General features: G+C 36.6%; 12 protein-coding genes and 5 tRNA genes. 2 read left to right on the forward strand and 15 right to left on the reverse strand.

The window, feature by feature from the left end; genetic code table 11:
• Positions 1-8: 8 nt before the first annotated feature.
• From gap to GA0061074_RS04925, 4 genes are all read right to left on the reverse strand, one after another.
• Positions 9-1019 (reverse strand): type I glyceraldehyde-3-phosphate dehydrogenase, encoded by a 1011-nt coding sequence (gene gap, locus GA0061074_RS04910; protein WP_092462433.1) that lies wholly within the window; start codon positions 1017-1019, stop codon positions 9-11.
• Positions 1020-1323: 304 nt separating this feature from the next.
• Complete coding sequence (locus GA0061074_RS04915; protein ID WP_092462435.1) at positions 1324-1536, reverse strand: hypothetical protein; 213 nt, start codon at positions 1534-1536, stop codon at positions 1324-1326.
• A 121-nt stretch (positions 1537-1657) separates the two neighbouring features.
• Positions 1658-2113 (reverse strand): hypothetical protein, encoded by a 456-nt coding sequence (locus GA0061074_RS04920; protein WP_092462437.1) that lies wholly within the window; start codon positions 2111-2113, stop codon positions 1658-1660.
• Positions 2100-2486 carry a helix-turn-helix transcriptional regulator gene (locus GA0061074_RS04925; protein ID WP_092462439.1) on the reverse strand — a complete coding sequence of 129 codons (387 nt, stop codon included), beginning with the start codon at positions 2484-2486 and terminating at the stop codon, positions 2100-2102. The genes GA0061074_RS04920 and GA0061074_RS04925 overlap by 14 nt, the downstream gene beginning before the upstream one ends.
• A 156-nt stretch (positions 2487-2642) precedes the next feature.
• On the opposite strand from GA0061074_RS04925, the gene GA0061074_RS04930 reads away from it, so the two are divergent.
• Positions 2643-2714, forward strand: a tRNA-Arg gene (locus GA0061074_RS04930).
• A 195-nt stretch (positions 2715-2909) separates the two neighbouring features.
• Here GA0061074_RS04930 and GA0061074_RS04935 read toward each other — a convergent pair.
• The 6 genes from GA0061074_RS04935 to GA0061074_RS04960 all read right to left on the reverse strand — a co-directional run bounded on the left by GA0061074_RS04935 (position 2910) and on the right by GA0061074_RS04960 (position 7801).
• Positions 2910-3797, reverse strand: a complete 888-nt coding sequence (locus tag GA0061074_RS04935; protein WP_092462442.1) for a DNA/RNA non-specific endonuclease — start codon at positions 3795-3797, stop codon at positions 2910-2912.
• Between the two features lie 87 nt (positions 3798-3884).
• Positions 3885-4556 carry a histidine phosphatase family protein gene (locus tag GA0061074_RS04940; protein ID WP_092462444.1) on the reverse strand — a complete coding sequence of 224 codons (672 nt, stop codon included), beginning with the start codon at positions 4554-4556 and terminating at the stop codon, positions 3885-3887.
• A 24-nt stretch (positions 4557-4580) separates the two neighbouring features.
• A complete protein-coding gene (locus GA0061074_RS04945; protein ID WP_092462447.1) occupies positions 4581-4928 on the reverse strand; it encodes a DUF956 family protein in 348 nt (115 codons plus the stop codon).
• Between the two features lie 88 nt (positions 4929-5016).
• The gene (locus GA0061074_RS04950) at positions 5017-5964 is read right to left on the reverse strand and encodes a PTS system mannose/fructose/sorbose family transporter subunit IID (RefSeq protein WP_092462450.1); all 948 of its coding nucleotides are present in this window, start codon (positions 5962-5964) and stop codon (positions 5017-5019) included.
• A gap of 19 nt (positions 5965-5983) precedes the next feature.
• The gene (locus tag GA0061074_RS04955; RefSeq protein ID WP_092462453.1) at positions 5984-6787 is read right to left on the reverse strand and encodes a PTS mannose/fructose/sorbose transporter subunit IIC; all 804 of its coding nucleotides are present in this window, start codon (positions 6785-6787) and stop codon (positions 5984-5986) included.
• Positions 6788-6823: 36 nt separating this feature from the next.
• Positions 6824-7801 carry a mannose/fructose/sorbose PTS transporter subunit IIB gene (locus GA0061074_RS04960; RefSeq protein WP_092462455.1) on the reverse strand — a complete coding sequence of 326 codons (978 nt, stop codon included), beginning with the start codon at positions 7799-7801 and terminating at the stop codon, positions 6824-6826.
• A 232-nt stretch (positions 7802-8033) separates the two neighbouring features.
• Between GA0061074_RS04960 and GA0061074_RS04965 the strand changes: the two genes are divergently transcribed.
• A complete protein-coding gene (locus GA0061074_RS04965) occupies positions 8034-10829 on the forward strand; it encodes a YfhO family protein (RefSeq protein WP_167550168.1) in 2796 nt (931 codons plus the stop codon).
• Between the two features lie 63 nt (positions 10830-10892).
• On the opposite strand, the gene GA0061074_RS04970 is transcribed toward GA0061074_RS04965, so the two are convergent.
• The 5 genes from GA0061074_RS04970 to GA0061074_RS04990 form a co-directional block, all read right to left on the reverse strand.
• Positions 10893-11195, reverse strand: a complete 303-nt coding sequence (locus GA0061074_RS04970; protein ID WP_092462457.1) for a hypothetical protein — start codon at positions 11193-11195, stop codon at positions 10893-10895.
• 200 nt (positions 11196-11395) lie between these two features.
• Positions 11396-11479 (reverse strand) — tRNA-Leu (locus tag GA0061074_RS04975).
• 27 nt (positions 11480-11506) lie between these two features.
• Positions 11507-11579 (reverse strand) — tRNA-His (locus GA0061074_RS04980).
• A gap of 2 nt (positions 11580-11581) precedes the next feature.
• Positions 11582-11655 (reverse strand) — tRNA-Trp (locus tag GA0061074_RS04985).
• A 27-nt stretch (positions 11656-11682) separates the two neighbouring features.
• Positions 11683-11756: transfer RNA gene (locus GA0061074_RS04990), tRNA-Asp, on the reverse strand.
• Positions 11757-11776 lie beyond the last annotated feature (20 nt).

Here is an 11776-nt window from a genome sequence, read left to right on the forward strand (position 1 = left end):
TCTAACTATTAAAGTGTTGCCAAGTGCAACAAAGTACGGATCATGTTTGAAGTGAAACCATACTCGTTATCATACCAAGCAGCAGTTTGTACTAATTGCTTATCACCAACAGTGATAACCTTAGTCAAAGTTGGATCAAATACGGCACCGTGTGTGTCGCCAATGATATCTGATGAAACAATTTCATCATCATTGTATCCAAATGAATCATTTTCGTACTTCTTAACAGCTGCATTAATCTCTTCAGCTGAAACAGTCTTTGACAATACTGAAGTCAATTCAGTGATTGAACCGTCTACGACACCAACACGTTGTGCGTGACCATCCAACTTACCAGCAACTGCAGGAACAACCAAACCGATAGCCTTAGCAGCACCAGTTGAGTGAGGGATAGTGTTTACAGATGCAGCACGGTTTGAGCGCATCTTCTTACCCTTAGGTCCATCCAATAGCATTTGAGTACCAGTGAAAGCGTGAACAGTAGTCATCAAACCAAGTTCGATACCGAATTCCTTGTCCAAAGCATTTGCCAATGGAGCAAGTGATTGTGTAGTACATGAACCTGCAGATACAATATTGTCATCTGAAGTCAATGTATCTTGGTTAACACCATACACAACCGTTGGAATGTTACCAGCAGGTGCTGAAATCAACACCTTCTTAGCACCAGCGTCTAAGTGAGCTTGTGACTTCTCTGCTGAAGTGTAGAATCCAGTTGATTCCAAAACAATTTCAACACCATCATTAGCAACCCACTTCAAGTCAGCTGCGTTACGCTCAGCGTATACACGAATCTTCTTACCGTCAACGATAATACCCTCTTCGTCAGCTGAAACTTCAGCTGCCAAAGTACCATGAGTTGAGTCATACTTCAACAAGTATGCCAACATAGCAGGGTTTGTCAAATCGTTAATTGCAACAACTTCAATGTCATCTGCAGTATCCTTCAACTCAAGGATGCGACGGAATGCTAAACGACCAATACGGCCGAAACCGTTGATACCAATCTTAACAGTCATATTATTAAGATCCCTCCCAAAAAATTCTTTTTTGTTACGTTTCTACATGATTTATTATACGACTTTAATTATATTTTCGCAAACAAAGCGCCCCTTTTAAACAAACATACATCATACAAGTTTATTTTAATAAAATTTATATTAAATCAATTACAATATATTAATTATTCTCAGTTGAAAGCGCTTAATCCAACTATATTAATACAAAATAAATATCAACAATCTGTTTTGTATTAATATTCATAACTATTTATTTTTCAATTATTTTACAAAATTACTCTCTGATTAGGAAATGTTTCACAAATCATTTTTCTAAAACAATTCGATGCGCTTCTTCATCATTAGCTCCACCTAATCTTATTAAGGCATATCGTATTAATAAGATTATTCCCCGAACGTACCTATATAGTTTATTCATAAACAAGTTTTCAAGCATTGTTATGATTGCTACTGTCACAATCCATAAACAAATAAAAACCCCAAAAACAACAAAAAATGCAATCATAGCATTAGTCATAACTCCGCCTCCTGTTAGTTTAAACTTAATCAAAATGTCTAATTAAAGTCCTAAGTACAATAACTTAGGACTCAATTAAGTATATAATAGGTTTAAACTAAAATCAACAAATTAATTAGGTTTAATTTAACAAGCCACTTTTCCTATATAGATCCACCGTTTCTTGTGCAAAATCTAACGGATATCCTAAATATTCGCACAACATCCAGGCTTCAAATGCTTGATTCTCATATTCATGAGCTATTTTAATAATTGTTGCTTCACTAGTCATATACCTTATAACATCTTCGCGTGCAGTAATTTCATCATTATGTGCTAGATTAGAGTTATAATCTAAGTGATTTCCAATATCAGAAATTGCATGGTGAAACTCTTCTACCAAAGTACGAGCCTTATCAAAGACTGATAGAGTCTTATCGATAAAAATATAAGCTTTATCTCCCTTAAGATAGGCAACACCATCTAATCCTGAATTTTCCTTTAAAGGCATCGTATCCAAAATAACCGGTGTCATCCCCAAATCTATCAAATCATTTTCAACCCTTATTAAAAGATTATCGTAACTATCTGTTCCCATTCCGATCCTCGTAATCAGCAATTAAACCTTCTATATATGATTTTGCACGATCAATAACACGTGATCGTTCTTCATCGGGTAATCCCGAAATGTCTAATCCCCAATGTGCTGCCATTAGTACCGGTTCATCAGAAACATCAGTTTTTGATACCCGATTTGGTTCTTCAACAAGGTCTGATTTTGAAATCTTAAAATATTCTGCCATTGCTTCAATTTTATCGATTCTTGGATAGGTTTTACCATTTGACCAATCTGAAATAGTCGCTGTTGACACGCCAATAATCTCAGCCAAATGAGCTGCTGTTATCTCATTTTGTTTAATGTAGCGTTTAATATTACGGCCCATCGTGGCCTTTCCTTCTGATGATGCCATTGTCTTCACCTTTTTCTATCTTAGAATTAAATTATTATACTCTTCATTATAAAGGTAAACTTAACCATTCGCAAGGTTTAACCTAATTATATTGATAACACACATCCACCTCTATTGCTAATACTAATCTATTGAGTTATAATTACTATTTGTTATGGACCCGTAGTGTAATGGATATCACGTTGGATTCCGGTTCCGGAGATGAGGGTTCGATTCCCCCCGGGTCCATTTTATACGTTCTCTGAACGTTGCTTTAAAGGTATTTACCTTGTACTTAGTGCCGAATTAGTGGCAAAAATTTTTAACCATCAAGTGTTAGTCATCTACACTTGGTGGTTTTTCTCTACAATAACTAGAATAAAGCACTAACATCAAGATGTTAGTGCTTTATTAGTTTCACAGATTTTATACTAATTCAATATTTTACTTCACAAGAGTGCTAGCACCCGTTGCATAATCAATTTTCACACCTGGCTGCACATTTGGTACAAACACATTAAATTGTAATTGACCATCACTTGATTTAGCTTCCATATGATTTCCTGAAGGAACCAAGTTATTACCAATATAAACAGGTGTAACCCGGTAGCGAACTTGCTCATTACGATCTAATGCTCGACGAACTTGTGTTTCATAATAATTTTGACCTGTATTAGCATCATTTCCATTTGATGCTTGATTTGCCCAAGCTGTTTGCGTAGCAATATTTTGTGGATTTGCTTCGGACGGATCAAAAGATTTTATATTTCCCGCCAATGCATAGCCAATTAGATGACCGCGATTATATAAAGTGCGATAAGTACCACCAATCGTTGCTTGCTGCCACCCAACCGGATCAATTGTTTTTGAATTTCCGGTTTCAGTACGTGAACGATACTGACGACTACTCTTATTTAAAAACGCATTTGCAACACCTGGACGTCCCTGTGCATCTTGTGATGAAAGTTGAACATATGGTGCAACTCTAACATTTGCATTCAAATCAGTTTTATCATCATTAATGATATACGACCCTGTTTTGTTAAATGTCGCCTTACTAGCATTAAGTTGAGTAACCACGTCTTCAGTTAGTACTGTTTTACTTAGAGACTCACTGGGATGTTCATCAGAAACAGTACCGTAGTTGACACCATCTTTGACATTTACTGTTGGTTGACTAACTTTGGAACTTGACGTTTTGCTACTAGAAGGTTGTATAAAATTATCAACATCAGAAATAATTCCTGTCTGCTGCAAAATAGCAACACCGATAACCACTACAATCGTACTAATAGAAATTGTCTTTGTTCTTTGCTTTTTTTTACGTGCCATCTAAATCTCCTTTTTATAACCTGAATAAGTATATCATGTCATAAAAAGTTATTATGCTATTTGTAATAGAAATTCTTTTTAATCAACTTAATCCTGTACAGGCTTATCATTGTACGTCAAAATTGTTAATCCCTCTTTATTCAATTCCATACGTGCGATTGAACCATTTGCTGGTCGCTCATGAACTTGAATTTTTCCCTCTCCAAAACGATCAGCTAAAGAAATTAACGTGTTACCATGACTTATCAATAAAACATTATCACCATCATCTAGAATTGGGTTATTTAAAATACGTTGTAACCCTTTATCGACACGCTGCCAGTATTCCTCACTATTTTCAGCATCGTGCCATGGATCTGCTGCCTTTAATAAATCTTTTGTTTTATCAACACCAAATTTGTCAACGATTTCTGTATACGTTTTAAGTCCAACCGATGCACCAGCATTTGTCCAGGCAACATCCATATTAGAACCTTCGAAACTACCATAAAATTCTTCACGAAAGTTTGGTGCCGTAATTAGCTGTAAGTGCTGCTTATTTTTATTACCCTCGATAATAATTTTAGCCGTATCCATTGCTCTTGTCGTATCAGAACTATAAGCGGCCTTTAAATCAACGTTAGCCAAACGCTGTGCTGCAACTTGAGCGTCCTTAATCCCTGCTGCCATCAGTGGTGAATTGCCCCACCCTTGCAACTTATTATAACGATTAAAATATGTTTTCCCATGACGAACAACATATAAGTGCAACGTCTTCATAATCCTATCCCCCTATGATTAAACTTATTTACGTCTACGTTCTAAAATACCCTTACGTCGTAATATTTGACTACCTTTTAAATGTTCTCTAAAAATAGCGATCGCCTTTTTAGCTTTACCACCAACAAATTCAAAAGTTTTACCATCTGTTGTTTTGATAAAAAAACCACGATAATAAAAGTTTAAAAAGATTTCCATACTAATTGATTCAACATTCCGCCACGGAATTTGAATGTAACCCCCACCAGTATTAGCACGAAACTCAATTCCACGATCCCCATAAAATATTCGACCTTGCTGAATATTGACAGGTGACATCATCGCATTGGCACTACCTGCTAGTGATATATTTACGTTTAAAGCTTGTACCATTTTATTCTCCTGTTTATACAAAAAAGATGAAACAGTTTGTTATCTGACTGTTCCATCTCTATTTTAACAAATTTATCTATATTTGTTTTTATGCCATAATACCAAATGCATATGCCAAAATACCAACAACAAACAATCCAAAGATAATCGTGATAGCTGATACACGCTTACGTAGCAACCACAATACAATGAACATCAACAATAGTGGTGCCAAACCTGGCAATAGTTGATCTAATGTATCTTGTAGTGTCGTCACCTTATAAGCTGATAATGATTGGCCACCTTGAATTTGAGTAACAACATCTGCAATTTTTGATGCCGATACATCACCACCGTTAATTGCTTTTGCCAAACCTGGAATATCGGCTGCAGCACCATCTTGTACCTTAACCTTTGACATAACAATTGGGAAATTCATCGTTGTCCAACGTGGAACAAGCACTCCCATGATAAACATACCCAAGATTGAAGCTCCAGTGGTAATTTTTTGCATTGCACCACCAGCTAAGTCTTGTGTAATATTTGTTCCTTCTTTGTATCCCAATGCTTGGGTATACCATAGGAACAACATACGAATTGCATTCCAAACAACGAAGAAAATGATAGGTCCCAAAATTGAACCACCTTGTGCCATACCAGCAGCGAAAGCTCCTAGCACAGGACGCATTGTTCCCCAGAAAATTGGATCTCCAACACCGGCTAAAGGTCCCATCATTCCGACTTTAACACCGTTGATTGCTTCATCATTAATGTCAGCACCATTAGCACGTTGCTCTTCCATAGCTAACTCAACACCTAAAATAGGTGAAGCTACATATGGATGTGTATTAAAGAATTCCAAATGACGCTTTAAAGCACCAGCACGGTCTTCTTTTGTTTTGTACAAACGACGGATACCGGGGATCATTGAGAATGCCCATCCGACGTTTTGCATACGTTCATAATTCCATGCAGCTTGCAAGAAAGTTGAACGCCACCAAGTATTAACAAGATCACCTTTAGTCAAGTGAACTTCATTCTTTGCTTCTTCACTCATGATGTACTTTCCTCCAAGCCTAGTAATTATTTAAAATGGTATCGATTGGATCGCCACCGTTTGAGCCGTTTCCTGAACCGCCCTTACCTGAACCACCATTAAATCGTGGTGATAGTTGTAGGTAAATCAAAGCTAGCACAAGACCAATCATACCCATGGCAATCAAGTTCAACTCTGAAACTGCTGATAAAGCAAATCCCAAGAAGAAGAATGGCCAAAGTTCAGCAGTAGCCATCATATTAATAACCATTGCGTATCCAACAACAACAATAAATCCACCGGCTACGGCCAATCCCTTAGTAATCACATCAGGGATTGCGTTCAATGCATCATTAACAGGACCAGCACCAACAGCCATTACGATAATAACAGGAATTGCAATACGCAATCCTTGTAAACTTAGCGCTGTCCAGTGAACTGTTTCAACACCACGCAAGCTTCCCTTTTCAGCTTGCTTATCAGCAATATGAGCCAAAGCAACTGTTAATGTACGAACACCAATTGTCAAAACTTGACCGGCTACGGCCAAAGGAATAGCAATAGCCATTCCAGTATCAACACTAACTTGTGCTGGACCAGTAACCAAATATGCTGAAACTGCTGATGCTAAAGCGGCATCAGGAGCAACAGCGGCTCCAATGTTCATCCAACCTAGCGCTAGCATTTGCAATGTTCCACCAAGAATAATTCCCTCAGTTAGATGACCATTCGCAAGCCCAATTAATGTGGCAGCTACCAATGGTTGATGGAATTGAAACTGATCCAGAATTCCATCCATTCCAGCTAGGAATGCAAATATAACTACGAAAAACGCTGAAATCATGCGTTATCCTCCCGAATAATTTTCTAATATAAGTAATTATGACTTCTTCAATAAATCAAAAACATCCTTGCCTTGATCAGCAGGAACCTTACGTACGTCAAACGTAACGCCATTATCACGTAAGTACTCTAAAGTTTTAACGTCTTCATCATCAACGGCAACCGCATTAGTCAACATACGCTTACCTTCCGAATGAGACATTGACCCAATATTCACTTCACCTAATTTGACACCACCCTCAACTGCTTTAGCGACATCTTGCGGTGTTTCAAACAAAAGTAAAGCCTTAACACTCTTAAAACGTGGATCATCCCAAACATCAACTAACTTTTGAATTGGGACAACATTAACCTTAACTCCTACCGGTGCAGCCTGTGTTAGCAAAGTCTTACGTAGCTCATCCTTTGATACACTGTCTGACACAACAATAATTCTATTAGGTGCCACAGTCTTAGTCCATGCCGTTGCAACCTGACCGTGTAGCAAACGTGAATCAATACGTGCCAAACGAACATCCATCGTTGCTGAACCGGTGTGAATAACTTCATTCACATCGCCAGCTTCGACAGCTGGTTCTGCAGTTTCAGCACTTTCCTTAGGTGCCTCCGCTACATCTTCAGTCTCAGGTAATGTTTTAACACCATCTCGTGCCACTGGCATCAAGTAACTTGCAATCTCAGCAGCCGTTTCCATTGTGAAACGAGCCCCATAAGCTTCTACTAACATTGGCAAGTTCAAGCCTGTAATAATGGCCATACGGTCCTCATGCAAAGCCTGAATACGAGATGCAGCATTAAATGGTGATCCTCCCCATAAATCAACGAGGAACAATACTTGCCCCTCAGGATCAAATGTTGCTAAGGCATCTTCGAACTTCTTCATCAAATCTTCTGGGCCTTCATTAGGCATAAATGTAACAACTTGTACATTTTCCTGTTCCCCAAAGATCATTTGTCCAGATTGTCGGATACCCGCAGCAAATTCACCATGACTAGCAATAATGAAATTTACCATAATTGCCACGCTCCTTAATATATATATTAAAATCAACATACAAATCGCTCTGTATTACTTTTATTATAAACTATGTTATAGAACCTGTAAACGGTTGCAATAGAGCCATTTATGAGACTTTTATTAGTTTTTTAAAAACATCAAAATTACATGATGCATGTCCATATTTTTTAATCCGATACAACCTCTTAAAATGATATAATGACTTGATAGTCTTTTGGAGGTATCAACCATGCCCAGGCAACTAAAACAGTCATATAAACTCGTTATGACTTATACAATTTTATTTTTTATTTTAGCAATTTTTATATTTGCACCTTATTATTTCACCAACACTTCTTTAATTTGGCAGTCGGATGGTATTGCACAACATTATCCAGCTTTAATACAGTGGCAATCAGATCTTAAGAACATTATTTTTCACCACACATTTCCCACCAATTGGTCTTGGAAATTAGGTCTTGGTGCTGATTATTATCAGACCTTTTCTTACTATACATTAGGTGATATCTTCACATATGGCATTGCTTTTATTTCAAAAGCCCATTTGTTAACTTATTACAATACAATGATTGTTGTAAGACTGTATTTAGCCGGACTAAGCTGCTTAATATTTATTTATCACTGGTTTAAAAAAGCTTTAAATTGGCAATATCAACTAGCATCGTTTACTTATATTTTTTCTGGTTACACTGCTTTTGCCACTTTTGAGCATCCTTTTTTTATTAATCCATTAATCATCTTCCCGTTGCTTATTTTAGCAATGCATTATGCATTAGCGCACCATAAATATTTACCACTCATCTTCATGAGCTTTTGGACAATTTGGAATAACTTTTATTTTGCCTTTATGTTAATCATTGGTTTATTCATATTCTGGTTAGGTCATCATTTTCAAAACAAAACGTGGTTAAATTGGCATTCGCACCTCAAAATATTAGGTGCCGGTGCCATTGGTACTTTGTTAGCGGCACCATTATTTTTACCAAGCATTGACGCTGTCTTAAATTCAGCTCGTAGTAATAGTGGTTTAGCTAATGGCTTGCATATTTACCCACTTTACTATTATTTAGCATTACCTGGTAATTTAATTGCCAATCTCAATACACCATCTTTTTGGTTAACCGGTGGCTTTAGCGCAATTAGTGTTATGGCTATCATTTTTTCATTACGTCGCTGGCACACTTATCAATCATTCAACATTTTATGGATTATCAGTTTAATTGGTTGTTGCATACCTGTATTCGCAGCTATCTTGAATGGTGGTTCATCCCCATCTAATCGTTGGGTATTTATGCTATCGTTACCTATTAGTTTCATGCTTTTCTTAATGCTCAATCATTTAGCCGAATTAACCAATCAAGATTATATTTGGTTTCTTATTGTTGGTATAATTTCAACCGCATCACTTTTTATAACTAGTAATTTAAGCCTTAATAGTCGCTACGGGATGGTTATCGCCATTTATTTTGTAACATTACTTATATTATGGTTTACACAAGCCGTTCCTAATTTTAAACCAATATGGTTAATAGCCATAGTACTATTGAATGTATTTTTCATAACAGCCAGAAATCACACTAATAATACTGATCCAAGTAAAACTGACTTATTACCGAACAACATCGTAAAACAATTAACAAAACAACAAAGAGAATACCCTAAAAACAAACAAGGAATTTTTACAAGATCTTATGTTGATAATCAATTAAACAACGCAACTGGTATTGCCCCTGCAACCAATTTAACTATTAACAGTTCATTAAATAATGTTGAAAGTTATTGGTCATTACAAAATGGTGCCGTTGGAAAAGGTCTATCAGCATTAAATATTAATAATGCTAATCCAAACGATATTACGGGTAATTTAGATTCACGAAACGTACTAAGTAACGTACTAGGTGTATCCGATCGTTTTGAAAACCCAGACACAATCACGCCCAATTCTTATATTGCCGACAATAATCAAATCATTAACGGGCAGACGCTAACACATTCTAACGATGCCTACCCACTATTATATTTAATAAAAAACACGGTTAACCAAAAATTTTATAATAAATTATCAGCTACTGAAAAAGAAGCTATTTTAGCCGATAGTGTTGTTACTTCTACTGGTAAAAAGCATTCTTCTCAATTTGCTAAATCTGTCGTTACGGGTGATCTTCGTACCGATTTAACTAAATCCCCTACTCAGATACAACACGTTTCTTATACAACACATCCGGAACTACTATCTGAAGGTGTGTATCTTAGCCCATCTAAAGCACTAAAAGGTACAGAATTACATTTAGAAATTTCTAATTTAAAATTCAAACCATTTACGTTTAAGCAACGACAAAAAGCGGACTTAGCTGATTACCAATACAATCAAAAACAAATGGAACGAAATCCACAACGACCAACTAATCGCCAGTATAATCCACAAGCTTATTCATGGAATTGGTATAAAAAGCATATTAGTAGCATTGGCAACGGCATTGGTGGTTATACAATAACCTCAACATATAATGATGTTACCAATTCTTTTACTCAAACTGGTCAAACTAATCTATCATTTTATAATCCACAAAGAAATATTACCCTTAATCTTGGACAAGCTGTAAAGACTAATCAGGAAACATTTATTCCATTTACTTTTAGTAAAGCTGGTCATTACAGTTTTGATGTTCAAATTAAAGGTATTCCTACTGACAAACGCTTTGACAAAGTAGCTCAAAAAATTATCAAACAAGCACCAAAGTATAAACTAACTGACAATCAGGTAAGTACTCGTATAAAGGTTAAGAAACCTCAGATATTAGCAACAACCATCCCATATAGTCATGGTTGGACAATAAATAGTAATAATAAACTAATCAAACTAAATAGTGGTTTTATAGGTATACCCCTTAAAGCTGGTCAAAACCGTGTTACATTAACATATCACACACCTGGCATGCGTGTGGCAAAGTATCTTTGTCTAACTGGTTTTATTATTTTGTTGTTAATTTTAATCCGTCATGTGTTACTTTTTATAAAAAAATAATTTAAATATTTATACAAAAAAACTTCTACGAATGTATTCTTCGTAGAAGTTTTTTGTATTCTTTTAAAACTTGTCTAGATTAAACCACTCAGCGACTGTTAACCATTGATTATCACGCTTATTTTGAATTTTATAATCCGTAATATCATACAATGTTTTACGATCGCCATCTAATGGTGACCAGTACGTCTCATCAGCACGATGAATAACCTCCCAGTGAGAGTATGACGTCTCATCACCACTTTCATCACGTACTAAAATACCATCTGGTAACGTTATATTCTTTTCGCCTATTTGAGGTCCTGCTACACTAAAATCTAACATTAGCTGTTGATGACTGTCACTTGTAATAGGTTCATTTGCCATAAACATTGCCTCCATTTTCTTTATACTTAATAAATAATATCATGCTACTTGTAATGATAACCATTATTAATTTTATAATTTGAAACATGTGTAAGATAATCGAATCATAATGTACTAAAAACAAAGATTAATTAGTAATCACCTAGCAAAAAGAAAAAGTCTCAAAGCCTTGTAAAACAAGACCTCGAGACTTTCATATATGCCGTCGATGGGGGTCGAACCCATACTCCCTTGCGGGAACTGGATTTTGAGTCCAGCGCGTCTGCCAATTCCGCCACAACGGCATTATATCAAGTATTACATTAAACAAGGGCGGTAGATGGGGATCGAACCCACGCGTGCCGGAACCACAAACCGGTGTGTTAACCACTTCACCACTACCGCCATGGCAGGGGTAGAGGGAATCGAACCCCCGCCGACGGTTTTGGAGACCGTTGTTCTACCGCTAAACTATACCCCTATAACAATAATGCAATACTTAATTATACGGTCACAACGGGATTCGAACCCGTGATCTTTCGCGTGACAGGCGAACGTCATAACCAACTAGACCATGCGACCAATGGACGTTACAGGGATCG

This window comes from Weissella bombi, from assembly GCF_900094835.1.
In the GTDB taxonomy this organism is placed as follows: Bacteria; Bacillota; Bacilli; order Lactobacillales; family Lactobacillaceae; genus Weissella; species Weissella bombi.